The 26,478-nt window shown below is 53.2% G+C and carries 22 protein-coding genes and 1 riboswitch; of the genes, 16 read left to right on the top strand and 6 right to left on the bottom strand.

All coding sequences use genetic code 11. From position 1 onward, the window contains the following. Window positions 1–61 precede the first annotated feature (61 nt). Entirely contained in the window at window positions 62–502 is a 441-nt protein-coding gene (locus tag KOI40_RS05735) for a YtoQ family protein (protein ID WP_216096485.1), read from the top strand. Here KOI40_RS05735 and KOI40_RS05740 read toward each other — a convergent pair. Next, a complete protein-coding gene (locus KOI40_RS05740) occupies window positions 489–716 on the bottom strand; it encodes a hypothetical protein (protein ID WP_216096486.1) in 228 nt (75 codons plus the stop codon). The genes KOI40_RS05735 and KOI40_RS05740 overlap by 14 nt on opposite strands. Before the next feature lie 173 nt (window positions 717–889). Between KOI40_RS05740 and pdsR the strand changes: the two genes are divergently transcribed. From pdsR to KOI40_RS05765, 5 genes are read left to right on the top strand one after another with little or no spacing between them, the layout of a single operon-like run. Further along, a complete protein-coding gene (pdsR, locus tag KOI40_RS05745) occupies window positions 890–1,591 on the top strand; it encodes a proteobacterial dedicated sortase system response regulator (protein WP_216096487.1) in 702 nt (233 codons plus the stop codon). Between the two features lie 19 nt (window positions 1,592–1,610). Beyond that, a complete protein-coding gene (gene pdsS, locus KOI40_RS05750) occupies window positions 1,611–3,764 on the top strand; it encodes a proteobacterial dedicated sortase system histidine kinase (RefSeq protein WP_216096488.1) in 2,154 nt (717 codons plus the stop codon). Between the two features lie 25 nt (window positions 3,765–3,789). Further along, entirely contained in the window at window positions 3,790–4,530 is a 741-nt protein-coding gene (locus KOI40_RS05755) for an SIMPL domain-containing protein (protein ID WP_216096489.1), read from the top strand. Between the two features lie 24 nt (window positions 4,531–4,554). Beyond that, complete coding sequence (locus tag KOI40_RS05760; protein ID WP_216096490.1) at window positions 4,555–4,989, top strand: MAPEG family protein; 435 nt, start codon at window positions 4,555–4,557, stop codon at window positions 4,987–4,989. A 57-nt stretch (window positions 4,990–5,046) separates the two neighbouring features. Then, entirely contained in the window at window positions 5,047–5,883 is an 837-nt protein-coding gene (locus tag KOI40_RS05765; protein ID WP_216096491.1) for a crotonase/enoyl-CoA hydratase family protein, read from the top strand. A gap of 20 nt (window positions 5,884–5,903) precedes the next feature. Here KOI40_RS05765 and KOI40_RS05770 read toward each other — a convergent pair whose 3' ends face one another. Next, entirely contained in the window at window positions 5,904–6,506 is a 603-nt protein-coding gene (locus KOI40_RS05770; RefSeq protein WP_216096492.1) for a pentapeptide repeat-containing protein, read from the bottom strand. A gap of 197 nt (window positions 6,507–6,703) precedes the next feature. Here KOI40_RS05770 and KOI40_RS05775 point away from each other — a divergent pair, with 197 nt between their 5' ends. Further along, the gene (locus KOI40_RS05775) at window positions 6,704–7,915 is read left to right on the top strand and encodes a hypothetical protein (RefSeq protein ID WP_216096493.1); all 1,212 of its coding nucleotides are present in this window, start codon (window positions 6,704–6,706) and stop codon (window positions 7,913–7,915) included. Between the two features lie 22 nt (window positions 7,916–7,937). Here the strand turns inward: KOI40_RS05775 and KOI40_RS05780 are convergent, their stop codons facing one another. Continuing rightward, the gene (locus KOI40_RS05780; protein ID WP_216096494.1) at window positions 7,938–8,420 is read right to left on the bottom strand and encodes a gamma-glutamylcyclotransferase family protein; all 483 of its coding nucleotides are present in this window, start codon (window positions 8,418–8,420) and stop codon (window positions 7,938–7,940) included. A 298-nt stretch (window positions 8,421–8,718) separates the two neighbouring features. Here KOI40_RS05780 and KOI40_RS05785 point away from each other — a divergent pair, with 298 nt between their 5' ends. From KOI40_RS05785 to KOI40_RS05805, 5 genes are all read left to right on the top strand, one after another. After that, a complete protein-coding gene (locus KOI40_RS05785) occupies window positions 8,719–10,425 on the top strand; it encodes an autotransporter assembly complex protein TamA (RefSeq protein ID WP_216096495.1) in 1,707 nt (568 codons plus the stop codon). Next, window positions 10,425–14,294 (top strand): translocation/assembly module TamB domain-containing protein, encoded by a 3,870-nt coding sequence (locus KOI40_RS05790; RefSeq protein ID WP_216096496.1) that lies wholly within the window; start codon window positions 10,425–10,427, stop codon window positions 14,292–14,294. The genes KOI40_RS05785 and KOI40_RS05790 overlap by 1 nt, the downstream gene beginning before the upstream one ends. Before the next feature lie 142 nt (window positions 14,295–14,436). Next, window positions 14,437–14,614: riboswitch (FMN riboswitch) on the top strand. 122 nt (window positions 14,615–14,736) lie between these two features. Beyond that, on the top strand, window positions 14,737–15,225 hold the full coding sequence (locus KOI40_RS05795; RefSeq protein WP_216096497.1) for a 6,7-dimethyl-8-ribityllumazine synthase: 489 nt from the start codon (window positions 14,737–14,739) through the stop codon (window positions 15,223–15,225). Window positions 15,226–15,458: 233 nt separating this feature from the next. Next, window positions 15,459–16,241, top strand: a complete 783-nt coding sequence (locus tag KOI40_RS05800) for an SDR family oxidoreductase (protein WP_216096498.1) — start codon at window positions 15,459–15,461, stop codon at window positions 16,239–16,241. Between the two features lie 69 nt (window positions 16,242–16,310). Then, window positions 16,311–18,071: a SulP family inorganic anion transporter gene (locus tag KOI40_RS05805; RefSeq protein WP_216096499.1), complete on the top strand. Its 1,761-nt coding sequence runs from the start codon at window positions 16,311–16,313 to the stop codon at window positions 18,069–18,071. On the opposite strand, the gene KOI40_RS05810 is transcribed toward KOI40_RS05805, so the two are convergent. After that, window positions 18,068–20,362 (bottom strand): patatin-like phospholipase family protein, encoded by a 2,295-nt coding sequence (locus KOI40_RS05810; RefSeq protein ID WP_216096500.1) that lies wholly within the window; start codon window positions 20,360–20,362, stop codon window positions 18,068–18,070. The genes KOI40_RS05805 and KOI40_RS05810 overlap by 4 nt on opposite strands. 146 nt (window positions 20,363–20,508) lie before the next feature. Further along, complete coding sequence (locus KOI40_RS05815; RefSeq protein ID WP_216096677.1) at window positions 20,509–20,658, bottom strand: hypothetical protein; 150 nt, start codon at window positions 20,656–20,658, stop codon at window positions 20,509–20,511. On the opposite strand from KOI40_RS05815, the gene KOI40_RS05820 reads away from it, so the two are divergent. After that, a complete protein-coding gene (locus tag KOI40_RS05820) occupies window positions 20,621–21,721 on the top strand; it encodes a GGDEF domain-containing protein (protein WP_216096501.1) in 1,101 nt (366 codons plus the stop codon). The genes KOI40_RS05815 and KOI40_RS05820 overlap by 38 nt on opposite strands. A 291-nt stretch (window positions 21,722–22,012) precedes the next feature. Here KOI40_RS05820 and KOI40_RS05825 read toward each other — a convergent pair whose 3' ends face one another. Further along, window positions 22,013–22,417, bottom strand: coding sequence for an NINE protein (locus KOI40_RS05825; protein ID WP_216096502.1), 405 nt, complete (start codon window positions 22,415–22,417; stop codon window positions 22,013–22,015). 220 nt (window positions 22,418–22,637) lie between these two features. Between KOI40_RS05825 and KOI40_RS05830 the strand changes: the two genes are divergently transcribed. Genes KOI40_RS05830 through KOI40_RS05840 form a run of 3 tightly spaced genes read left to right on the top strand, consistent with a single transcriptional unit; the run spans window position 22,638 to window position 26,454 of the window. Further along, window positions 22,638–23,732: a peptidase M42 gene (locus KOI40_RS05830; RefSeq protein ID WP_216096503.1), complete on the top strand. Its 1,095-nt coding sequence runs from the start codon at window positions 22,638–22,640 to the stop codon at window positions 23,730–23,732. 60 nt (window positions 23,733–23,792) lie between these two features. Continuing rightward, window positions 23,793–25,265 carry a RimK family ATP-grasp domain-containing protein gene (locus tag KOI40_RS05835; RefSeq protein ID WP_216096504.1) on the top strand — a complete coding sequence of 491 codons (1,473 nt, stop codon included), beginning with the start codon at window positions 23,793–23,795 and terminating at the stop codon, window positions 25,263–25,265. Beyond that, on the top strand, window positions 25,255–26,454 hold the full coding sequence (locus KOI40_RS05840; protein ID WP_369413153.1) for a peptidase C39 family protein: 1,200 nt from the start codon (window positions 25,255–25,257) through the stop codon (window positions 26,452–26,454). The genes KOI40_RS05835 and KOI40_RS05840 overlap by 11 nt, the downstream gene beginning before the upstream one ends. Window positions 26,455–26,478 lie beyond the last annotated feature (24 nt).

A 26,478-nucleotide genomic window follows, 5' to 3' on the forward strand; every position in this document is an offset into this window, starting at 1 on the left:
TGTTATCGCACGGGTTTAATCATTGCATTGAGATCTACGTAAACTTATTTAAGGAGTTTCCATGAGCTGGACAGTCTATTTATCAGGTGAAATCCATACTGACTGGCGTGAACAAATTGAACAGGGCGTAAAAGAAGCTGGACTGGATGTGGTCTTTTCCTCCGCAGTCACCAATCACGAGGCGAGCGATGCCGCCGGTGATCACCTGATGGACAATGACAACAGTTTTTGGCGGGATCATCAGTCGTCCAAGGTTAACCTGATCCGTACCAAAACCCTGATTGAAAAAGCAGACATCGTTGTGGTGCGCTTTGGTGACAAGTACAAACAGTGGAATGCCGCCTTTGATGCGGGCTACTGCGCTGCCCTGGGCAAACCCTATATTACGCTGCACGACGAGAGCATTATCCACCCGTTAAAAGAGGTCGATGCTCAGGCCATGGCGTGGGCCAAGACCCCGGCTCAGGTGGTCGAAACACTCAAATACGTTATTGCAGCCTGACTTCGGTGTTGTGTTCTGGTTTGTCGATAGATTGCAGGGATGAGGTGCGGCTGTACTCAGCCGCCATGACCAGCAGAATCAGCAGGCTCAGAACAGCGATCAGGCTGCGTACAAACATGCCCCGGCGGGAGCGACGCCTGCGGCCCGACAGAGAATAGGTGTAAGACTCCTTTAAGATACGATGCTTGGGGATGCGGGGTTGATCGAAGCACATACTGCTCTCCTGATGTTGTGTGTCGGATATCATTTAATCATCACAATATGGCGCGATTCTTCAGAATCCTGACGCAGCAGTGAGCAATCATGATCAATTGTGGCAAGCCGCTGCGAGCCGCTTCTTTTTCGGTACAATGACTCCACTGGAACACTAGGATTGGAAACCGACCTATGGCTCGCAAAATTGCCATCGTTGAAGATGAGCTGGCTATCGCTGAAAACTATCGTGATGCACTGACCCGGCAAGGCTACGAAGTGGCCTTGTACAGTGAACGCCTGCCGGCACTGGAAGCCTTTCGCCAGGGGCTGCCGGATTTGGCCATTATCGATGTCGGGCTGGGAGAAGAGATCGAGGGCGGCTTCGATTTGTGTCGCGAGCTGCGGGCGATGGCGCCTGAGCTGCCGATCATTTTTCTGACCGCCCGTGACAGCGAATTTGATGTGGTGTCGGGCTTGCGTCTGGGGGCCGATGATTACCTGACCAAAGACATCAGTCAGCCTCATATGCTGGCCCGGATTGTGGCGTTGTTCCGGCGGGTCGATGCCTTGCGACAACCGGTCGCTCAGGCCCAGGAAGATGTGCTGAAGCGGGGGGCTTTGTTGCTGAACATGGATCGTATGTCGGCCCATTGGCAAGGTCAGCGGATTGACCTGACGGTAACAGAGCTTTGGGTTGTGCACTGTCTGGCGCGCCACCCGGGACATGTTAAAAATCGTCAGCAACTGATGGACGCTGCCAATGTGGTGCTGGACGATAACACCATCACTTCCCATGTGAAGCGTATTCGTAAAAAGTTTATGCGCGTGGATGCCGGTTTCGCAGCCATCGAGACTGCCTATGGCATGGGCTATCGCTGGTTGATGTCGGAATAATCTATGGGCATCTTTTAACATGCGATTGCGTCGCCAGCTGGTATTGGTCAGTCTGCTGACCCTGAGTTTGCCGTGGGCAGGCTGCCAGTATATTCAGGAAATGGAAGGGGCATTGCGTCAGGGGCAAGTGGTGGCGCTGGGTGCGACGGCTCAGGCCGTTGCCAGCCGAATTGCCAGTGAGCCGGCACTGTTGGCGGATGTCAGTGGTGATCGCTGGCATGAAAACCCTGACGATCAGCTCTATGTTCATCGCGTTCAGGCGCCCATGCAGCTCGATGGCTATGATGATGACTGGCGCTCACTGAATATCACGCCGCGTTATTTTTCGGCTTCCCAGGCGTTTGATGATGGCTCTGAAGTCGTCAGTGACACGCCGCCAGTCAGCCTGTCTTTGAGGGTTGCCCGCAAAGGCAATGCCCTGCTGCTGTTTGCCCAGGTGCAGGATTCCCGGATTCAGTACCACAACCCCAGTACCGGTCAGCTGGCCAGCGGCGATCACTTGCGTCTGCGAACTCGTTTGCCCGGTGGCGAGTTGCGCGATTACGTGATTCGCAGTGGCGCTCCCGGTGATACCCTGACGTTCTACCGCGACAGCCGGCAGCGCGTGCGACAGGAGCATCGAATCCTGGGGCAATGGCAAGAGCACGCCCGGGGATTTCAGGTCGAAATCCAGCTTCCCGTCAGTCTGATTGGGCAGCAATTGGGGGTGGCTCTGGTGGATGTGCAGCAACCGCCTTTGCAGCCCGTGTGGCTCGGAAATATCGAATCGCAATCGACACCTCCCTACTGGAGCAGCCTCAATGAGGAGCTGAACCGTGCAGTCTCTGTGTTTGCACGCGATGACCTCCGTCTGCGGGTAGTCAGTGCCAATCAGTGGCTGCTCGCTGACGCCGGTTCGCTGCGGGATTCATCCCCATACCCCGATGCCGAGTTCAGCCCGCAACAAGGCCAGTCTGACAATCAACAGCATGGTTTGATTCGCTGGCTATATCGGGTGGCGCTGGGTGGCGAGTACCTGCCACCACTGGGGAGTTATCGTGGAACAGGTCACTTTGCTTCGCCCGAAATCGTCAAGGCACAGCAGGGCTTGCTGGCTCAGGGCTGGTACCAATGGGGCCAGCGTCGGGTTGGCCGGGCGGCCGTGCCGGTTGCCGGTGGTGATGATCGAGTCGCGGCGGTGGTGGTGGCCGAGCAGAGCAGTGACAAGATGCTGGCTTTGACCAATTCGGCATTTAATCGACTGTTCTACTACACCCTGTTGGCGACGGCCATTACGGGGCTGGGGCTGTTGTCCTATGCCAGCTGGCTGTCTTTCCGTATTCGCAGGTTGAGTCGTGCTGCCGAGCAAGCCATTGATGATAATGGTCGTATCCGTGATCGTTTTCCACAATCCCGGGCCTTGGATGAAGTGGGGGATCTCACCCGCAGTTATGGCAACCTGCTCAACCGGCTGAAAGAGTACACCGACTACCTGAGGACCTTATCCGCCAAGCTCTCTCATGAATTGCGCACGCCATTGGCCGTCGTCCGCTCCTCACTGGATAATCTCGAGCACGAAGACCTGTCAGAGCCTGCTCGCCGTTTTTCCCAGCGGGCGCAGGATGGCAGCGCGAGGCTGTCGACGATTTTGAATGCCATGAGTTCCGCCAGTCGGGTCGAAGAGAGTATTCGCCAGGCAGAATTTGAAACTTTTTCCCTGTCGTCACTGGTAAGTGGTCTGGGGGTTGCCTATAACGATATGACGCCGGATAAAGAGGTGAGTGTCAGTCTTGGTGACAAGGCCGAAAACGCCATCTTGTATGGCTCTCCGGATTTACTGGTGCAGATGATGGACAAGCTGGTGGATAACGCCATCGACTTTTGTCCGATTGGTGGGCAGATTCAGTTGAATCTGGCGATGGTCGAACACGATTGGGTGCTGACGGTGAGTAATGATGGCCCTCTGCTGCCCGAGCGAATGCAGGGACAATTGTTTGATTCCCTGGTTTCGATGAGACCGCCGGAACACAATCAGGACACGACGCATCTGGGATTGGGGTTGCATATTGTGCGGCTGATTGTGGAGTTTCACGATGGCCACGTCATTGCGCGCAACCGCAATGATCTGTCTGGTGTTGAATTCCAAGTGCACCTGCCCAGGCGGGAGGGAAGTGCACCGGGTTCTCAGCGATAAAATTCTTTAGCTAGCCGGAGGAAGTATGTCTCACTCGAGTGAAAACAGTCGTCAAAACAGTGCCTGGAGTGGCATTTTTTTGGGTGTGTTTGTGTGTATTGGTCTGTCGGTGTTGGGGTATTTACTGGCTCAGGCTGCGATAGAATACAAATTGTATGAGCGCACCGTGACGGTAAAAGGCCTGTCTGAACGTGAGTACGACTCTGACATTGTTATCTGGCCAATACAGTTTAATGTTGCCAGCAACGATTTGGGAGAACTCTACAGTACGATCGACGCTCAGGCCGGAGAGATTAAAGCCTTCCTGGAAACCAATGGCATCAAGCCCGACGAAATTTCCATGGATCTGCCGGCCATAACCGATAAGTCTGCCCAGCAATATAACAGCGGCAACCGCGCTGAGTTCCGTTATACCGCGACGCAAACCGTGACGGTCTATTCGCAACAGATTGATGAGGCTCGGGCGGTAATGTCCCGATTATCCTCATTAGGCAAGCAGGGTATCGTGTTCTCCGGAAATAATTATGGTGCGCAAACTGAATATTTGTTTACCCGCCTGAATGAAGTGAAGCCGGAGATGATTGAAGAGGCAACTCGTAAAGCTCGGGAAGTAGCGGAAAAGTTTGCTGCCGATTCGGATAGCTCGCTCGGTAAAATCAAAAGAGCATCACAGGGACAGTTCAGTATTAGTGCCAGGGATAAAAACAATCCTCATATTAAGCGTGTCCGGGTGGTGTCAACGGTTGAATATTATCTGTCCGATTAATTCTGATGACTGGAAGCCGGTACTATGAGTGATATAGCGATTGTTTTGCCCATGTTGGCCAATGCGTTGTTGGCCATTGTTTTGTATTTTCTGCTGGGTTTGCGTAAGAAGCAGGCTTCCCGAGAGGGCTCTGTCGATGAAACTCGCCGGGCAATCTACAGTGATGCCTGGCCGGAATCGGTGCAGCAAGTGAATAATTGTATCCGCAATCAATTTGAGCTGCCGGTTTTGTTTTATGTGCTGTGCTTTATGTTGTGGGGATTGAATGCGGTCAATGTCTGGGTGTTGATCGCAGCCTGGGGATTTGTGGTCTTGCGTTATTGGCACGCCTATGTGCATATAGGAACCAACTTTTTACCCCTGCGTCGGCGATTGTTTACCTTCGCGACTCTAATTGTGATTGGTCTTTGGATCATGGTGGTTGGACACTGGTTTATTACCTGGCGATCACTGCAGTAAAACCTCGCAGAAGAGCGAGTAGACCATTTGTAGAAATGAATACCTTGAGGTGTAGATATGTCTGAATCAGATTTGGTGTCCGTAACCATTGAAAATCATGTTGCCGATGTGCGACTGAATCGTGCGGATAAGATGAACGCTTTGAGTATCCCCATGTTTGAAGCCATCAACGAAACCGGCAAGCGTCTGGCAAAAGACAAAACTATTCGTGCCGTGGTGTTGTCCGGCGAGGGGCGGGCTTTTTGTGCGGGGCTGGATCTTGCGAACTTTTCCGATCCGGATGTGTTTGCTGACCCGTTTGGTCCCGGGCGCGGAGGCTTTTCGCCAAACTTTTACCAATTGCCGGGCTATGTCTGGAAGGCCATGCCCGTACCGGTCATCTGCGCTCTGCATGGCGTGGCTTACGGCGGTGGCTTGCAGATTGCGCTCGGCGCCGATATTCGCATTGCTCATCCTGAGACAAAATTGTCTGTGATGGAAATAAAGTGGGGCCTGATTCCGGATATGTCGGCATCACAAACCCTGAGAGATCTGGTGCGTCTGGACGTGGCGAAAGAGCTGACCTACACCGGCAGAGTGGTGCAGGGCGAAGAAGCGCAACAGTTAGGTTTGGTGACCTCCTTGAGTGAAACGCCTCGCGATGCTGCCCTCGAAATGGCGGCGAGTATTGCCCGGCGCAATCCCAACGCGGTGTCCTATGCGAAATATCTGTACGATTCTTCGTGGCATGGTGATGATCTCGACGGTTTGCGCACAGAAGAGCGTTTACAGGCCAAAGTCCTGAAAAGCCCCAATCAGATTGAAGCTGTGATGTCGGAAATGGAAGGGCGTGAGGGCAATTATCAGCCTCGGGAGTTCACCAGTTTTGATGAGCTTGTCCGGGAGCAGGATTAACACACCCGTTCCCTGAACATTCAATCGACGAGGCGCAAGCCGAGATATTCCAGAAGCCGCACTGCTTCGTAGCGGGAGAACTGTGCGTTTTTCAGGATATTATTGTTCAGGTTGATGTCGTAGTTTGAGGCGTTCTGAAAGTTGGCGTCGGTGAGGTTGGTATTGCCAAACAAACTGTGAGTCAGATCACTGTCACTGAAGTTGGCTCCGCTAAGATCGGCTTCCCGGAAGTCCACATCGTGTGCCCGGCAAGACTCAATAACCATATTGGTTTGCTGCAGTCCATAAAACGACGACGAGTTGATCAGGCACCGTTGAAACCACAGCGGTGCACCCAGATTCAGACCGCGCCAGTAGGCCTTGGTCCAGTCGATTCCCAGGGCCTTGCAATCCATGAACTTTACGTCGGTAAATTTGCTGTGCGCAACTTGCAGCAGATTGAGATTACAGTGAGTAAATGTACAGTCTGTGAATGAGCAGTGGTAAAAATGGGCTTCACTGAAGTCGCAGCCATCAAACAGACAGTTATCAAACTCCTGATCGGTAAATTCACGGGTTGCATAGTCAAACTGTGAAAACGTCTGGTCGAAATGAGGGGTGTTGCTGTTGTTAAAATCAGTCATGGGATCTTTGGGTGCCGGTGGCGGATATTCTGGTGTTGGCAGGAGCATAACACAGTACCAACGAGTTCCGGTGATGGCGGGGGCGTGTTTTTCGACCGGAGGTGGGACGTAACGTGAAAGATGTTAAACGTGGCAGTCTTGGTTAGACTCTGTGGTCCCGAGGTTTCTGTGCACTGACAAAGATAAGAGGTAGTGACGTGAAGTATGTGGTAAGTCTCTGGTTGGCGCTGGTGATGTTTTCCTCTGTGGTATCGGCGGACCAGTTTGATATCGAATACGACGTAACCGTTGATCCGGATTCCGGTTTGGCTCATGTGGTGATGACTCTGCGTGGAAAGGAACTGCCGTCACAGTTGAAGTTGCGACTGTCCGATGAACGCTATAAGAATCTCAGTAGCGAGCAGCCCGTTGAAATCAAGGGAAATCGCGCTGTCTGGACTCCTGCTGGGCCAACATCCTCTTTAAGTTACGACTTTGTGATCGACGAGAAAAAAAGTCAGGGACGTTACGATTCCAGAATCACTTCTGACTGGGCAATTCTGCGCAGCGATAAGTTGATCCCACCCATTGCCGCAACTCTGCCAAAAGGTCTGAGTTCCAATGCCTCTCTGATATTTACCCTTCCCAAAGGTTGGTCCTCTGCAGCACCTTATGAAACGCAAGATCGACATCACTATGTCATCACCGATCCGGGAAGACGTTTCGTGCGCCCCAAGGGCTGGCTGATTCTGGGGGAGATCAGCAGTCGCCAGGATGAATTTGTCGGCACCGATGTTCGGGTGGCGGCCCCGCGGGGACAGAATGTGCGCTTGCAGGACTCGCTGGCCTTTCTCGGCTGGACCTTGCCGGCAATTAAAGCGGTTTTCCCGCAATTTCCACCGCAGTTGTTGATCGTCAGTGCCGGCAATCCTATGTGGCGCGGCGGTTTGTCCGGTTCAAAGTCCTTGTTTATGCACGCTGATCGGCCTCTGATCAGCGGTAATCGCACCAGCAGTCTGATTCATGAGATGGTGCATGTGGGAACCGGTATTCGGGGGACCCGTTACAGCGACTGGATTGTCGAGGGTATCGCGGAATATTACGCCGTTGAAATTTTGCGTCGAACCGGAGCCATCAGTGAGCGTCGTTTTCAGGGGGCGATCAAGGATCTGGAAGAGTGGGGAAAAGAATCCGGTAGTCTGCTGACCGGAGACTCAAGCGGCGCAACCACAGCCAGAGCTGCCGTGCTGATGCATGAGTTGAATCAGGAAATCCTGGAGGCGACAGAGGGGGAGGCGAGTCTTGATGATGTCGCCCGCGCCCTGGCCGAACAGCGGGGCACGGTCACTGTTGAGGGTTTTGTGAATCTGTCGGAAGAATTGGCCGGCGGTAAACTCAAAACCCTGTCCATCGTCTCTGACACACATTGAACCCTTTGCGGTCAGACAGGGCCTAGCTTCGTAAGGACTGCAGTTCCTGCCAGACCGCATCGGCCTCCAGAACCGACATCTTTCCCCAGCAGCGCTGCATATACTGACGGCACATCTCCACCAGCGTATCCCGCTCGCTGTGGAGCCATTGCTGGAAACACCAGGGATCGGTGAGCGTCAGCTCTTCGTCAGTGGCCTGATTGTAGTGGGCGGTCAGGACCTGACCGTCGGACAGTTCCACATCCAGACTCGCCATGCCGTATTCATCGCCTTCGTAAAACGCCATGCGCGCCAGAGCTTCCGCGGTTGGATTGCGTAACACTTCGCCCAGAACCCTTGATCCGGCTTCGGGCACCAGTACCGGGAAGGTCTCTCCGGGATAGGTGAAGGTCTGATGGTCATAGGCCACGGCGGGCACGACCTGGCCGGGAATTATGGAGTCTTCAAAAACGTGGCTCCGGACTTCGGGGTCCATCAATGAGCCGTAAAAAAAGATTGCTTGCACGTGAATCACCCGAAGCTTGTCAATGGAGGAGGCGGGATTATAAGGAACTTCAGCGTGAAGGGAATGACAAATGAATGACAGGGTACAAAGAAGGCCGGTTTTGGGCCTGATTATCGAAATCTACGACCGCAGATTGATGATTTAAGCGACGGCTGGGCCTTCGGGGCTATAATGCACGGTAGACAGGAATAACTATGGCCGTGATCGAGGCCGATGTTGTGTCATTCAAGCTGATGCTTTAAGTTGCCGGTCTGATTGCCTGTAAGCACTCATTGTCGTGTACCCCAGGAAGGAATACATGCCCCGCCTCTTTCTTATTTTATGCCTTTTGCTCTTTGCGTCACTGGCAAAAGCCAAGCTGGAGGTGAATGTTGAGCCTTCTAACAAGGCGGTTAAAGAGAACATCATCATCTTCCTGAGCGATGTAGACACTGCTGATCTTCCCAAACTGAAGCAGCTCTACAAGCACGTCGATCAGCAGGCGACCCAGGCCGCTCAGGCATTAGGTTACTACCACACGCGCAATCATATTCGTCTTGATGACACGGAAAAAAAACCGGTATTGCATATCGATGTCGAACTGGGTTCTCCGGTCCTGCTCAATCAGGTCAACATAGAAATACTCGGTGAGGGGAAAGGCACCGAAGCCTTTCAGTTGCCGGTCGCGGAAGAGTTGGCTCCGGGCAAGCAATTAAATCACAGCGCCTATGAAGGGATGAAATCCCTGATCAATAACCGGGCGCAAAATTATGGTTATTTTTCTGGCAAATTTGTCCAGCGACAGCTACTCATCAACGTAGAGACCAATCGCGCGGATATCAATCTGCAGTATCAAACCGGCCCGCGGTTTCAGTTTGGCGATGTCACTTTTTCCAGCACTGTTTTTAATCAGGGTGTACTGGAGAGAATGGTTGCCTTTGACAAAGGGGCTGAGTATCAGGCGGATCAGGTTGCCGAATTTAATCGGGACTTACTCGCCAGTGGGTATTTCAGCCACGTTAAAGTCACCCCCCAGCCTGATCAGGCTGAGAATTTGCAGGTGCCCATTGAGGTGTCACTGACTCTGCGTGATCCTCATTCTCTGGGGCTGGGCGGCGGTTATTCCACCGACGTGGGGGCGAGAGCAAAGCTGGCGTGGGATCAGCACTGGTTGAATCCCGAGGGACACAGTCGCGGAGCCGCGATGGAAATCTCCCGGCTGCGACAAAACCTCAGTACGTATTATCAGGTTCCCCTGGACAATAAAATCGCAGATAACCTTCGCTACTTTGCCGGCTTGCAGCATGAGTACATTGATGATGTGGAAACCGAAAGTGTGGTGCTGGGTGCCGAGCTGCATAAAACGCTGAGTAATGACTGGGAGCGCACCATCGGTTTGCGTGCACAGCATGATGATTTCTCTCTGGGAGAAGCCAGCGGCGACAGCCAGTTGTTGATTCCCAGCCTGACTTTTCAGCGCCTGATGGTGTCCAGTCGGATTAATCCTGATTACGGTTACCGATTGTTGCTGGATGTCGAGGGCGCCGCGCGCGGCGTGATTTCGACCGTCGATTTTGCCCGGGTACTGACACAGGCAAAAGGGCTGTATACCTTTCTGGACAATCATCGTGTATTGGCGCGCTTGCGCTTGGGGGCAGTGGCCACCAACGAGTTTGATGATATTCCGCCTTCTTTGCGATTTTTTGCCGGTGGTGATCAGAGTGTGCGGGGGTATGGTTATCAGGAGCTCTCGCCAGAAGACAGTAACGGTGAAAATATTGGAGGCCGTTACCTGATGACCAGCAGCGTGGAATATCAGTACGAATTTATCGACAAGTGGCGTCTGGCGACGTTTGTGGATTATGGCAATGCCGTAAATAACATTAATGATCCGTTAAAAACCAGTGTAGGAGTGGGGTTGCGCTGGAGTTCGCCTATTGGTTCAGTGCGTATCGATGTGGCCAGGTCGCTGTCTGATCCGGATGAGGATTTTCGGATTCACTTTTCCATGGGGCCGGAGTTGTAATGGGCAAAGGCTATTGGGGATTTCCATTCAAAAAGCAGTCGTTTGCCGAGCGCCCTTGGTGGGTCAGGGTTCTGCTGGTTGTATTACTGATCGTGGTGTTATTGCCCGTATTGCTTGCAGGGCTGTTGTCTACAGAGGCGCTGAGTCGCTGGGCGTTTGAGCAGGCAGATGCGCGTCTGCAAGCACTGTCTCTGGACTTCGAAAGTGGACACTTTTGGCGCGGTTGGAACTTCGCACATGTGTCATGGCAAAGCCAGGCATTGAACGTTGATATTGAGCGTCTCGAACTGGAGTGGAAACCTTCTTGTCTCATATCGAGAGGGCTGTGTATCCAGCGTCTCTACAGTCATCGGGTGACGGTGATCCTCCCGGAAACCGAACAAGCTGATCAAGCACCTATTGAATTGCCCGATATCCGTCTGCCGCTGTCTTTGGAGTTGGGGCAAGTCACGCTGGATGAACTGTCTCTGGATGGCGAGTCCACCCTGCTGAGTGAGTTGTACCTGCAAACCCACACTCGCGGCAGTCGTATTATTGTGAGTGAATTTTCCGGACGTGGCCCTGAGCTGCATTGGAATCTGCAAGGTGACGTGCTGACACAGGGGAAATGGCCGTTGAATCTGACGGGGCATTTACAGTTGCCGCCAGTGGATCAACAGGAATGGTCTTTGGAGATCGTCGCCGGTGGCAGTCTTGAAAAGATCCTTTTGAGTGTCACGAGCAAGGGGTATCTCGACGGATCTCTTCAGGGGCAATTGGCACCGTTCGAACCGGGCATTCCCGCGTCTGCCAAATGGCAGGGCGACGCTTTTTTACCTTACAGAGACTTGCCGGAAACTTTGACACTTGACGACTGGACTCTGGATGCGAGCGGAGATTTTGATCGGGGATTCGCCGTACAGGGACACTCGTTGCTACCCTTGGCGACGGATCATTCGATGGATCAAACCGTTCCTGTAGAACTCTTTCTCTCGGGCAGACTCACGCTCTCGGAAGCTTCCGATGTGCAGGTCCAATTGAGCGTCGGCAATGCTGCCAAGACTCCGGGAAAATCAGAGCGTACTGCCTTACTGAGCGGTGACGTTAGTTGGAAAGACCAGCTCGATCTTGATGCCCGTCTTAACCTTCAGTCTTTCCCCTGGCAGCGTATATATGCGCTGGATACCGGTGGGGTTGAGTTGCAAACCCTGGATGCCGGTATTCGCTGGACCAACGGCCAGCTGAAAAGTGACCTGGCTGCCAAGCTGAAAGGCGTTAGCCGGCGGGTCACGGGTCAGGTATCAACGAGTCCGGTTGTGGCTCTGGATGCGCACGTTGCGGGGAATGCACAAGCCCTGCACATTCATCCGCTCAAACTATCCATAGAGTCTGGCACAGCAGAAGGTGAGCTCTTTCTGGGGTTTGATTCCGGTATTGAATGGGATGGCCAGTTGCGTTTGCAGGATCTGAACCCCGGAGTTTTAGTCAAAGAGCTGCCGGGCAGTGTCAGTGGTCTGCTCAGCAGTCAGGGACAATGGCAGGGAGATAACCTGACCCTGGATTCCGAGTGGGACATTGACGGCCATCTGCGTAATGATCCTCTCTTACTGCAAGGTCGCCTGAGCAAGTCGGCCGCAACCTGGAGGCTGAGAAATTTGAAGCTGCGCCAGGGCGAGAATCGACTGAGTGGCAGTGGACACTGGGGGCAGACGGTTGCCGGTAATTTTGACGTGCAATTGCATCGCTTGCAGAGCCTGTGGTTCTTCGGTGGGTCGGCGCCAAGAGGGACGTTGAGCGGTCCGGTACGTCTGAGTGGCAGTGCGAGATCACCGGTGCTGGATTTGCAGCTTCAGGGCTCAGGACTGGGCTACGACGATTGGCGTATTCGGGCTCTTGCCTTACAGGGGAGCGTCGGATTGGATAACCGGACACAGGGCAAGGTCAGCTTGACGGCGGATGACGTACGCCAGGGCGATGTGTTGCTGGGCGATGTGCAGCTGGCACTCAGCGGTGATCGATCGGGTCATCAACTGACACTGGACATCCATGAAGGCTTTGCGGATGTGAGCGCTCAACTCAGTGGCAGCCTGAACAGTGCCCAGGGCAGTGATCCAGATTGGCAGGGGGTTCTCAGTCGCAGTCAGGTCACTTTGGGGCAGCAAAACTGGCAACTACAGAATCGGGTCAATTTTAATTACCAGCTCGACAGTCAGACGCTGACCATGAGTGGTCACTGTTGGCGTTACGACAGCGCCAGTCTGTGTTTTAACGATCAGCAGTCCCTGATGCCGGATCGCAAGCTGGATTTGGCAATGCAACGGTTTGATTTGTCATCCCTGAATGCCTGGATGCCAGAGGATTTCAGCTGGGAGGGGCTTCTCGATGCCAGTTTGACGTTAACTCAGGCTCGGGGAGGCACGCCGGTAGCCGAGGTGATGGCGCGTACCTCCAGCGGGGTTATCCGGCTGACGGAAGCCGAGAAGATCGATGATGAAAGAAATGTGCATGACTTTCCCTACCAGCTGATAGATCTGACGGCCCGTCTGGAGGAAAACATCGCCACGACCCGCTTGAGGATTGCCAGTGAAGCACTGGGGCTGTTGGACATTAATGCCAAAGTGATGGATCCGGCTGGTCAGCAGCAGCTTGAGGGACGTTATCAGCTGAATGATTTCAAACTGGATTTTCTGCGGCCACTCATTCCTCAGGTGTCCCGTCTCGAAGGTGAATTGAACGGGCAGGGGAACATCGGCGGGGTTTTGAGGGAGCCGGACATCGGCGGTCAGTTACGGTTGAGTGGCGGCTTTCTCAGTGGAAACAACCTTCCGGTCAGTCTGGAAAACCTGACCGCAGATATTTTGGTTGAAGGACAGGCTGCCCGGATTCGGGGTCAGTGGGTCAGTGGTGAGCAAGGTAAAGGGCAGGTTAACGGTGAAATTCGCTGGGCGCCATTGGGAGGAGAACTGCGTCTGTCCGGGCAGAGGCTCCCGGCTACGATAGCGCCATACGCACAGCTTTATATCAGCCCCGATCTTGAACTCAGTCTGCGCAATAGCGCGGTGAATATCTCCGGCAAGGTGGCGATTCCGGCGGGAGAGGTCATCGTCAAGGAATTGGAAAAAGAGGCAGTGCAGCTCAGTCCGGATGCGGTCATTGTCGGTCGTGAAAAACCGCAGGACACAGTTCCTTTGAAGGTGACCGCCCGTGTTCGTCTGGATATTGGCGATCAGTTGCATTTGAACGCCTTTGGTTTGAAAGGGCGATTAAGCGGTCAGTTGGATGTGCGGGAGAACATGACAGCCACCGGCGACCTGAGATTGCTCAATGGCACTTTCAATCGTTTGGGGCAGGATCTGAAACTGCGTCGCGCACTGTTGTTGTTTTCCGGTCCCGTCAGCAAGCCCTATCTGAGCGTTGAAGCTGTCCGTGAGGTGGGGGATGTGGTGGCTGGACTTCGTCTTACCGGCCGAGCGAGAAATCCAGAATCGGAGGTGTTCTCAGAGCCGGCCTTGTCGCAACAGGAAGCGCTTTCCTATCTTATCCTGGGGCGTGGTATTCGTACTGATGAAGAGGCCGATGGTGAAGACAGCAATCTGATAGCGCAGGCGGCCTTGTCATTGGGGGTGGCAGGAACGGCTCCGTTTACTCAGAAAGTGGCGGCCTCGTTAGGCCTCAAGGATTTTGATCTGGAAACCGAAGGGGTGGGCAACGCGACGCAAGTGGTGGCCAGTGGCAGTATTACCGACAAGCTTTCCCTGCGCTACGGCGTGGGTGTCTTCGACTCCTCAACCGAGGTGGGGGTGCGCTACGATTTGAGCCGGCGGTTGTATATTGAGGCCATCAGCGGGTTTGCCAGTTCGCTCGATTTTTTCTACAGAATCGATTTTTAAGGGGGGGCGGAGCCGTGTTCGAGGTGTTTGCCTGCACGGAAAATGCCTGATTGCTTTGCACAACGGCCAATTTGTCCTGTCGCCGGCGGATTTACAGGCTCGGGTGGCCTTGCTATTATCCGCACCCCGACTCTCCAGTCGGGATCTCAGGGCGGGGTGGAAGTCCCCACCGGCGGTAATCTCCACAGTTATAGGTTTTGTAACTGTCGTGTAGCCCGCGGGCGCCTGTCGAACGTGTTCAGTGAGAACCTGCGAACGACAGGGACAGCAGATCCGGTGTGATTCCGGAGCCGACGGTTAAAGTCCGGTTATGAGAGAAAGGTCTATTGTCGATACACCGGTTCGCGACGGTCTCAAGTGTGACTGCGGATCCCGGCAGCGCAAACCGTTTGCGTCTCGGCACCTTATCGCCCCTTACATGATTTGAGCCTAGGGCGTATTTATGACTTCATTCGATAAACTCAAGAAAACCCAATCCAAGCCTTCCCGTATTGCTGTTGTTCAGGCCTGCTGGCACCGCGATATTGTGGACCGCTGTGTGCAATCTTTTATCACTGAAATCACCAGGCTGACTGACAACACCGTTGAGATTTTCGAAGTGCCGGGTGCTTACGAAATTCCCCTGCAAGCCAAATTGCTGGCCAACAGCGGACAGTACTCAGCTGTGGTTGGTGCCGGTTTGGTGGTGGATGGCGGTATCTACCGTCATGACTTTGTGGCGCAGGCTGTGGTATCGGGCATGATGCAGGTTCAGCTGGAAACTCTGGTGCCGGTTTTCTCTGTGGTTCTGACGCCACACAATTTCCAGGAAACGGACGAGCACCGTAACTTCTTCAGTGAGCACTTTGTGAAAAAAGGCGCTGAAGCTGCCCATTCCTGCGCTGCAACTCTGAGCTTGATGGAAACCACCGCTGTTGCCAGCGCCAGCTAGGTTTGCGGTTATCTCTCTGACTTTGGGCGTGTCATCACGCTAATAAATGCTCCTTTCGCCGGTTGTTTTGGTAGTCTTCTCAATCAGCCGGCGGGTTTACCCCTATATTTCTTTTCAGATTCCTGTAATTGCTGACCGGTTCAGAGGCATCCGAATGGTGTCCTGCAGAGTCATGGGTGATCAGGGGTAGGTCGGGTATCAAGAACAGCATAAACAGATTAAGGAGAGAGCAAATGTTCGAACAGCTATTTTCTATGGCGGGTAAAGTCTGTGTCATCACCGGGGGCTCCCGCGGACTGGGCTCGTATATGGCGCGCGGCTTCCTGGAAGCCGGAGCGAAGCGGGTTTACATCACGGCGCGCAAGGCCCAGCCCTGCATTGAGGCGGCTGAAGAGCTGAGCCAATACGGTGACTGCGTGGCTCTGCCGGGTGATGTGGCAACCACAGAAGGCATTACCGAACTGGTGAAGACCCTCAACGAGCGCGAATCGCACATTGATGTTCTGGTCAATAATGCCGGCGCTGGCTGGGGCGCCCCCTTTGGTCAGGTGCCGGAGAAAGGCTGGGACAAGGTCATGGATGTGAATGTTAAGAGCCCGTTTTTCCTGGTACAGGCTTTGGCGCCGATGCTGAAAAAGAACGCAACGCCAGAGCAAAATGCCTGTATCATCAATATTGGTTCAATTGCCGGCATGGTGGGCAGTGCACTGGATAATTTCAGTTACGCTGCGTCAAAATCGGCGATTCACCAGCTCACCCGAGTGCTGGCCACAGAGTTGGCTGCGGACAATGTGCGCGTCAATGCCATTGCTCCAGGCCGTTTTTACTCGAAAATGACGGAGTTCCTGAGCGAAGACAAAGAAGCGTTTGAGGCTGATCGTCAGGGAATTCCCATGCACCGTTGGGGTGAGCCAAAAGATATCGCGGGTGTGGCGATCATGCTGGCGAGTCAGGCCGGCGAGTTTATCACCGGACAGATCATTGCAGTGGACGGCGGAACCAGTCTGATTCACTAATCCTGCAACCGATCACGGCGCTGCCTGACCCTGAGCCATACGCAAAATATTGGGAGGATTGGGGAGCGCATGAAGTTAATGCAGCAGCACAAACTACCGTGGTCATTTCCTTTGGGCCGCTGGCTGAAGGACTATCGCAAAGAGACATTGGTTCGCGATTGTGTGGCGGGCATTGTGGTCAGTATTGTGATGGTTCCACAGAGTATGGGCTATGCCCTGTTGGCGGGTATGCCGGCAGAGTATGGCTTGTACTGCGCAATCCTTCCGGCTTTTCTTTATGCCTTTCTCGGTAGCAGTCGCAGTCTTTCCGTCGGGCCGGCAGCGTTAATCTCCATCATGCTGGCGGGCAGTGTCGCCACACTCAATCCTCAAACCGAAGTGGAATACATTCACTACGTGGTGAATATCTCCCTGCTGGTGGGCGTGTTCTTGATGGCCATGAGCCTGTTGCGTCTGGGGCGGTTAACCAACTACATCAGTGTGCCGGTGATCAGTGGATTCACCAGTGCGGCAGCCCTGACGATCATGGTCAGTCAGTTAAAACATATGATGGGGGTCGAGCTGGGCACCGGGCTGGATTTCGGTCATACGCTGTTGAGCCTTGTGCAGAGTATCGGGCAAATCAATATCGTCACCGTTGTGATCGGTGTCAGTGCCTGTGTTGCCCTGTGGTTCTTTAAAACGCCGTTTCCGAGACTGATTCAGCGCCTCAAGCTGCCTTCCTGGTTGGAGCAGGCGCTCAGCAAGTCGGGGCCAATGGTGGTGGTACTGGCGAGCGCGGTGATGGTTGCCGTCTTGCATCTGGAGACGTCCGCCCAGGTATCCGTCGTGGGCAATATTCCGCAAGGGCTGCCAGCGCTGTCTGGTATTTCCGTCGATATTGCCTTGTGGAAACAGCTGGCCATGCCGTCTTTTCTGATTGCGCTGATGTGTTTTATTACCAGTATTGCTGTCAGCAGCAGTCTCGCCAGCAAACGACGTGAGCGTGTGGATTCCAATCAGGAACTGCTGGCTTTGGGGGTGGCTAATCTGGGGGCGGCCTTCAGTGGTACGTTTGCCCTGGCTGGCAGTCTTAGCCGCTCTGCTGTCAATGATGCTACCGGTGCAGAGACCACCATTTCCAGTATGGTGTGCGCCCTCTGTATTGTGGTGACACTGCTGTTTTTGACTGCAGCGTTCTATTATTTGCCGTTGGCGGTATTGGGAGCCATCGTCATCATGTCGGTGTTTTCCATGATTGATGTTCAGCAGTTTTTGCGTTGCTGGCGTTTGAACAGAGCGGATGCCTACAGCCTGCTGGCCACGTTTTTGGCGGTGTTGATTTTTGATATTCAAACCGGCATCGGGGTGGGCATTGTGCTGTCGGTGGTGTTGCTGTTGCACAGAGCGAGTCACCCTCATATTGCGGTGGTCGGACGCGTGGGAGACAGTGCCCATTTCCGCAATATTGAGCGCCACGATGTAATTACATCACAATCCGTGGTGGCGATTCGGGTGGATGAGAGTATCTATTTTTCCAATGTGCAGTACATCGAAGATTTCATTCTCGAGCAGTGCGCCTCCCATCCACAGGCTAATCATATTGTGCTGATCTGCAGTTCCGTCAGCTTTGTCGATACCACCGCCGTCGACGAGCTGGAAAGACTGATCGATAAGCTGCGTGAAAACGAGATCACTCTGCACTTTGCCGAGGTCAAGGGGCCGGTGATGGATCAGCTGAAGAAAACCCGACTGCTGGACCGACTGCAGCCGGGGCGAGTGTTCTTTACGACTGACGAAGCCATGAGAACACTCACTGCTGTTCGCGACACTGAGCAAGCAGAAGACTAAAAGACCACTCCAAGGAAAACATAGAAACTGCTGTTACCCGTGTCAGCCCTTCCATAAGAAAGGTACGCGGGGCCCAGAGGACTGTCCCAGCCGATAAACAGGCTGTTGCTCTGGATCAGATCGCCATAGTCTACATCGTCCTTGCTGGCCCAGGCGTTTCCAGCTTCTGTCGAAAACCCCAGGTAAAGGGGAAGAGTAATGGCTCCGAAGTCATTGGCTGCCAATTCGTAGGTGTAAACCAGACTGGCAAAGCGGACATGTTGTCCATAGATGGAGTTTTTACCGATACCGGACAGGTTCAGAAAGCCGCCGAGGGAAAACCCACCCAGCAGGGAAAGAGGGTCGTTGTTAATGGTACTTTGGTAGCGCAGTTGCGTACGTAAACTGTGGCGCTGGTAGGAGAGGACGCCGTTGAATTCCGAATCGAATTGAGTGGTAAAGTCCTCGGTACCGTCGAGTGTGTCTTTGGTTCGTTCCAGATTGGCTTCCAGCTTCCATCCCTTGCGGGGAAATTCTGCATCGTCCAGGGTATCAAAATTCAATTCCGCCAGAATCCCCGCCTGATCAAACTTGATGGTATCCAATGGCAAAGTGCTGGTCAGAAGCTCCGGCAGGTCAAAACTGCCATCGGTGTAAGTGGTTGAGAGTGTGACGTCGAGGCTGTCCCTGATGTTCCAGCCAACACCGAGACGAGCGCTGTAGCTGGTTGAGACCAGCTGCCCGAAAGAGATATCCTCGATGGAAAAATCAAAGACATTTCGCTCCAGAGTAATCCCGGTATCCCAAAAAAAGCGCGAGTTTTTGATGGGCCAGTAAAGCTCGGAGTCAAGGTTCTTGTCGGTACCGAATTCGGCCGTGGTGTACCACTCCGCTCCGTAGGGTGACAGGTTGGTCAGGCGGTAGGCGCCCCCAATCTGATAGCGGCTGAAGGAATCAAAATCGTCTTCGAACGACAATTTCAGATCGAGATAGCCCGGCCCCCAATCCTTCTCGCCCACATAGACATTGAGAATATTCTCGCCATCCCGGGTTTGCACCGCGGTGTTGATGCGGGCGATGGTCCCCTGTCCGTAGAGCCGCTCGGTGCCCGTGCGAATGTTGTCCAGCGAATAGCTTTTGCGGGGTTCCAGCTGCATGCGGCTGAGAATGTAGTCATCAGCCAGTCTCGTCTGATTGTCCAGATTGATTTTGTCGATAAACAGTGTCTGGTAGATCGGGCTGTGTTCACTGGCGTAAGCCAGACCGGTATTGTCTGCCAATGCCTGCAGGGCCGTGTTTTGCTGAAACTGTTTCTGCATTTCGGCATAGCCCGCTTCGATTCCCTCGGGCGATTTTTCAAAGCTGAGCGTCGTAATGCCTTCAAGTTCTGGTTGAATATAAATGTCCTGGGGGGTGAGCAGGGATTTTTGATACGCCACGTTTTTTTCGGTCAGAAAACCGACCATTTGACGCAAGATCGCAAAACCGGACAGCAGTTCTTCCTTGGTCATCTGGGGGGAACCGATGTTAACGGCTATCACAACGTCGGCTCCCATTGAGCGGGCCACGCTGACGGGAAGATTGTTGGCGATCCCGCCGTCAACCATCAGCCGACCATCCAGTTCAATAGGTCGAACCACGCCGGGAATGGACATGGACACCTGCAAGGCGTTGGCGAGGTCACCCTGGCTAAGAATCACTTCATTCGAGGTTTCTGCATCGGCGGCGACAGCACGGAAAGGAATGGGTAAATCATCAAAGGATGAGAATTCGGGATAGTAACCGAGCATGGAATCGATCAGACTTTTCATTCCCTGACCCTGTAAAAGCCCCAGCGGTACCTTAACCTTGCCTTCGGTGATGCCCAGATCCAGGTGGATAGGGTATAGGTCCAATTGCCGTTTGCGACGGTTGGGTATCTGACTGCGATCCAGATCATCCCGATAGCCGGACATCCAGTCGGCGGATTCAAACAGCTCCTGGATCTGGCGAGGACTTTTGCCGCTGGCGTACAGACCGCCAACAAAGGCCCCCATACTGGTGCCCACCACCATGTCGATGGGCACATTGTGTTCTTCCAATGCCCGCAATACCCCGATGTGCGCACTCCCCCTTGCGCCACCACCCCCCAAAACCAGTCCAATACAGGGGCGTTTGAGGTTTTTAGGGCATACCGAGTTGGCTGCTTTTGCTGGCGTCTCTGCTTGAGTCGTGGTGCTCAGCAGCAGGCTTGAAAACAAAAGGAGCAAGATGGCAGGAATAGCCGTCTTGAGTCGGTATCCGGGCTGATGGTGTTGAGACGTGTTTTCCATGGCGGGTGTCAAATTGGATTCGTTGGGGGAGCAGTCCAATTAAATATAGCAGAACAGCATATCCCGACGTTCTTTATTAGTGTTTTGGTCTAAGTCGATAAAAACTGAAGAATTATTCGCAATTTACGTGTGATTGGTACGGATGTTCAGGTATTGTGATATTCTTCACGTTTTTTGATGTCCAGTTTTTTGAGGATCGGTAAACCTTTGCGGGTTATGCTCCCTTTATAACTTTCCAGATTGCCCTGTGTTTCAGTGATGGATAGCCAACAAAACAACCCCAGAATATCTGACATTCAAGCTGTCCTTGCTCGCCCGTACCGCAAGTCGGTATTGAAGGTCCTGTTAGTCATTACGATGGTGAGCGGTTTCCTGTTTGCCGGATTGAATATCCAGCGGGGCAATATCAGTGTGGCCGTCGTTGAGCTGGTTATGGCAGGCTATTCACTGGCCATTTTGTGTCTGATTCCACGGGTTAAGAATCTCGAGTCCTGGATACTGGCCTATGTGTTGCCGTTTTTCTCCGCGATGATGGTGGCATTGCTGTCCCCGTCTTCTACCGCCAGCGTATTTGTCTGGTCCTTGCTGATCCCTATGGTTGCTCACCTGCTTCTCGGGCGCCGTAAGGGATTGGCGGTGTCCGTCGTCTTTATCGCTGTTGCAGTTGTTATCTACTTTTTTAAATTCCGCAATAATATGGTGTTGATGCAACCGGTAGCGGTTGCCAATGTCGCTATTTTGACATTGGTGATTTTGGCGCTTTCACACGTTTATGAAATCACCCGTGAGCAAACTGAGGCTCGGTTGTTGAATCTGGCTCATTCTGATCCTTTGACCGGTTTGGCCAATCGGGCGCGTCTTAGAGACGTTTTTGCCCACGAAAAAGTACGCAGTCAAAGGTCCGGTACTCCGCTGAGCCTGGTGGTGTTCGACCTGGATCACTTTAAGCGGGTGAATGATTCCTTTGGCCATGAATCCGGTGACCTGGCGCTCAAGCACTTCTCTCAGCTGTTGAAACAGTCGCTGCGGAAAACTGATCTGGCAGTAAGGCTGGGTGGGGAGGAGTTCTGCATGTTGCTCATGGATACCTCACCCGCCCAGGCGATGATGGTCGCCGAAAAGATAAGGTTGAAATTGGAGCAAAGCTCACTTGAGGTCGCTGGAGGGACTGTCAAATTAACTCTCAGCGCAGGGGTGGCCGGTTACGGTGAAGACGGCGATGCGCTGGAAGACGTGTTGCGTGCCGCAGATCTTCGCCTCTATACCGCGAAAAAGGACGGTCGGAATCGGGTGTGTCTGAAAGAGCCCGATCAGGTTTGTGATCCGTTTGACCGCGTGGATCAGGAAACGGTCACCTGAGTCGGCTCGTCAACCTGAATGCAATTTCCGCCTTTGCGCCAGGCTTCGAAGAGTGCTTTACCTGCTCGCCCAATCTGATCTTCTGCCCTGTCCGCCTGCAGAGGTATGGCGAACCAGGCGCCAGTCAGGGCTGGCACCGGTTTGCAGTGAATCTATCGTTACTGGGTTCTGTGTGGCCGATATTACATCCCGTTGAGGGAAGAGGCTGTGGTTAATGGTCTGTCAATTGCCCGTCAATTCCCGCTAACAATTGCTGAGCTGCTGCCAACTACTGAATGATTGGAGAGGGGCTCAGAAGCCCCGGCTTTTGTTGATTTCATCCACCTGCTCGTTCAGGGTCCAATAGTCGTAGAGGATCCCCAGCAGGAAAAAGCCACCGGTACACAGCCAGATCAGGCCGGTGATCCACTTGCCCATATAGAAACGGTGGATGCCAAACAGTCCCAGAAAGGTCAGCAGTATCCAGCTGACATTGTAGTCTTTGGCTCCCTGCAGGTATTTGATGTCTGCAGATTCATCCATGCCCGGTATTAAAAACAGGTCAATGATCCAGCCGATAAAGAACAGCCCAAGCGTGAAAAAATACAGGGTGCCAGTCACGGGGCGTCCATAGTAAAAGCGGTGAGCGCCCATAAAGCCAAATATCCATAAGATGTAACCGATCAGCAGGTTGTGGGTGTTGCCTGTTTTGTTCATTGTCCCTCCGGGGTGTGGTAATTATTTTCCAGGGCTTAGCCTACACGGGTTTTAAATATTTTGCCTGTGTCGTAAATAAAACTTGTGTGCCAGGGGCTTTGGCGCTATATAGCAAACTCAAAATGTTATCTACATTGCGCAACCCGTTGGGGTGTCCAAAGCGTCAGACCTCTGATGTGCCAAGCATCGTACCAACGCCTGTTTTCTGGATGGGCCACACATGAATAAAGATCACGCTTCACCAGCGGCTGCCAGCGTCGAGCTGCCGGCATCGCTGACCAATCTGCTCGCACAGTTGATTCGCAACCCTTCCGTCGTGGGTGCAGAACACTCCTTTTTTCGGGTGCTGCAGCGGGAGTTGGAAGAGCGCGGTGCAAGTGTCACCTGGTATGAAGGTTTGCTGGTGGCGCAGGGGAATCGTCCGGACAGTTTGATGCTGTCTGCGCACATAGATCGCCATGGATTGATTTGTACCGGGCCCAATGAATTCCAGTATGCGGCGTTTGTCGCCGGCTCTCGTTCTGACTTGCTGGGTAACTCGGTGGGCGAGCAGCTGATGCTCAAAGTGGTCACCCGTTTTCCCAATGAGCGGGTTTATGCCTACGAACCCTGGTCGGGCGCTTACCGGGGGCAGGGTGCGATCAGCAACGCGTATGTCTGTCCCAATCGCAATAACCTGATTTTTGAGGTTGAGGGACTGGAACATCTGGTGGCAGGCACGCCGGTGGCATTTACCGACAACCTGAAAGTCACCGATGAAGCGTTGGTTGGACAGCTGGACAATGTGTTGTCGGCAGCAATTCTAGTGTATTTGTTTGAGCTGGGATTTCAGGGGACGGCATTTTTTACCGCTCAGGAAGAAGCGGGAAAAAGCTGGCGCTATCTGTTGGAATGGTTCCGTCGTTTCGGTGGCTCCACGAATCAGTTGGTGGTAGTCGATACCAGCCCGTTTCCGGATTTCAGTGCAGCTCAAGAGCAACATTTGGTGTTGCGTCATAAAGACGCCAACCATGCATTTAATGAAAAACTCACTGCAAAACTCATGGCGGTGTGTGATCAGCTGGATTACCGCTACGTATTTAAAGATCAGTACGTTGAAGCCATGAATCGGGAAAAAATTTCTCGTGGTGAAGAGCCAGCGTCTTTAGGGTCTACCGAAATGGGTCGCATCATTGCTGCATCAAAAGGTTTGGTGGACGGTACCACCTTGCAGATACCCAGTTCCAGTTATCACACTTTGTCTGAATCGGCTCCGCTGTCTTCCGTGCAGGCATTTATTGATGTTGTCTCCTCCCTGGCCGGGATCGACAAGTAACCTTTCATATTTTTTGTCATTGGTCTGTGCCGATTATCGGCCGCTTTAGAGAGTATTGCGATGCACAAGACGCTTATCGTTGTCGATGAGGATGTGGTCGAAGAGTTTTCAGAAATTTCAGATGTTGCGCACCTTCATGTCATTACATTTGATCGTTATCTCAAGGATTACCCCAAACTGAATGAGCCGAGAACCCGGATCATCAATGTGTGTGACACCGTCAACTACCTGAGCAAGGGTTATTACTGTTCTTTGTTGTCGGAAGCCCGTAATCACAAAGTGCTTCCCAGCGTGAAGACCATTAATGAGCTGCGGGTTGAAGGTGCCGAAGACCAGACGCAGTTGTCCTTCAGCCTGTCGCCGGAAATGGTGAGCAAGGGCGCTGTGCCGGATGAAATGTTTGTCTATTTCGGACTGGTTGATAACGTTGCCTTACAAAAACTGGCTCGCAAGTTGTATGAACGGTTTCCGGCACCCATATTGAAAGTGGTGTTTGATCAACAGGGTGAAACAGTAACCGCCTGTGTACGTCGCAGCTCTTACCGACAGTTGAATTCCGCTGATAAAGGCCGGTTTTTGGAGGCGCTCACAACGTTTACCGATTCGGTCTGGCGAAAACCCTCGCAGCGCAAGGCCGCCCGTTGGGATATGGCGATTCTGGTGAACCCGGAAGAGTCTCATCCGCCCAGCGATAAAGAAGCCATCTCGCGTTTTATTCGGGCAGCGAAAAAGCTCAATATCTATGCGGAACCCGTGACCTCGCAGCAGCTGTTGCTGCAACTGAATCAGTTTGATGCCTTGTTTATTCGTGAGACGACTGCGATCGATCATCCCACTTATCGCCTGGCGCGTAAGGCGGAGAGTGCAGGGCTGGTTGTTATCGATGATCCGGACTCTATTTTACGTTGTTGCAATAAAGTCTTTCTCCACGATGCTTTCAGTTATCACGGTGTGCCCAGTCTGAAAACTCAGGTAGTGATGAATTGTGAGGAGTCGACACTCGATGAGATTGAACAACAGTTTGATTATCCGCTGGTGTTAAAAATGCCAGAAGGCTCATTTTCCAATGGCGTTTACAAGGCGGCAGATCGCGATGCCCTGCGACAACGATTGGTCGAATTGTTCCAGCAGAGCGCTCTGGTGTTGGTGCAGGAGTATCTGTACACGGATTTTGACTGGCGAATTGGTGTGCTCAATGGCCGGGCAATTTATGCCTGCCGATATCACATGGCTCGCAACCACTGGCAGATCTATAACCACAGTGCCAAACGCTTCAGCTCAGGCGGTTTTGAAACCCTGCCGACGTTTGAGGTACCGAAACCGGTGCTGGATGCGGCGGTAAAGTCTGCCAATGTGGTGGGCAGGGGCTTGTACGGTGTGGATCTGAAGCAAAAAGACAATCAGGTGTATGTCATTGAGGTGAATGATAACCCCAGTGTTGATCACAAGGTGGAAGATGCCTATCTGGGTAATGAATTGTATATGTTGATCATGGCTGAGTTTCAGCGCAGGCTGGAATTGCGTGGCCGCTGATTCTCTGTCTGCGGAACGTGAGACTGCCCGCACTCATTATCGCCTGGCTGTCGACTCGGATCTGGATGCACTGGAGCAACTGGAACAGCAGAGCTTTGCCAGTGACCGGCTCAGTCGTCGAAGTTTTCGTCGATGGATCAAGGCGCACCACGGTCTTTTGCTTTTGGCAGAAGATCACCACGGGCTCTTAGGTTATGGATTGGTCTGGTTGCACAAGGGGACACGCTTGGCGCGCCTGTACTCCTTGGCCGTGTCTCCGCGTGCGAGAGGACAGGGGGTCGGTGCAGAGCTTCTGGCTCGCCTGGAAAAACAGGCGGCTGAACGTGGCCGAATTTTCATGCGACTGGAGGTGGCTAAATCCAACAGCCCGGCGATTAAACTGTATCAGTCGCAGGGGTATCGCGTTTTTGGTGAGTACAGTGATTACTATGAAGATCGCGGTGATGCCCTGCGGATGCAGAAACGCATCCGTGTTTTTCAGCAGGAGGTTTCTGGAACCTCTGGTATTCAGCCCATTCCCTGGTATCAACAAACCACGGAGTTTACCTGTGGCCCTGCATCGTTATTGATGGCCATGGTCGGCCAGCTGTTGTCTCAGGAAACCACAGATGAGTTGTCGGCAGCGAAAGTGTGGTTCACTCAGGAGCAGGAACTGGATATCTGGCGTGAGGCCACCACCATTTTCATGACGTCCGGGCACGGTGGGTGTCACCCTCTGGGACTGGCTCTGTCGGCTGCCCGGCGCGGCTTCGACACTGAAGTGTATATCAGCACGGAAAAACCGCTGTTCACCGACAGTGTCCGCAGTGAAGACAAGAAGCAGGTGATCTCTCTGGTGCATCAGCAGTTTCTGCATAAGGCTCGGGAGCAGGGTGTCAAAGTGGTGTATCAAGACGTCACTCAAGACATTCTGGAGGCGTGGCTGAGCTCAGGGTTTGCCGTGCTGGTGTTAATCAGTACCTATCGGCTGGATGGCAAGAAGGCACCGCACTGGGTTTGTCTGACGCATATGGATGAACACTGCCTCTATGTTCACGACCCGGACCTGAGTCCGGAACAACAGTTACCTCTGGACTGTCAGCACCTGCCGATAGCCCGTGATGATTTTGAAAAGATGTCAGCTTTCGGTGCGGATCGCCTGCGAACAGCGATTGCGATACGCCGAGTGCCGAAAGGAGAGAGTCCCTGACACGATGGGTTTTGTGTCAGGGAC

Origin of the sequence: Pseudomaricurvus albidus, from assembly GCF_018863235.1 — a bacterium.
Lineage (GTDB): Bacteria > Pseudomonadota > Gammaproteobacteria > Pseudomonadales > Cellvibrionaceae > Pseudomaricurvus > Pseudomaricurvus albidus.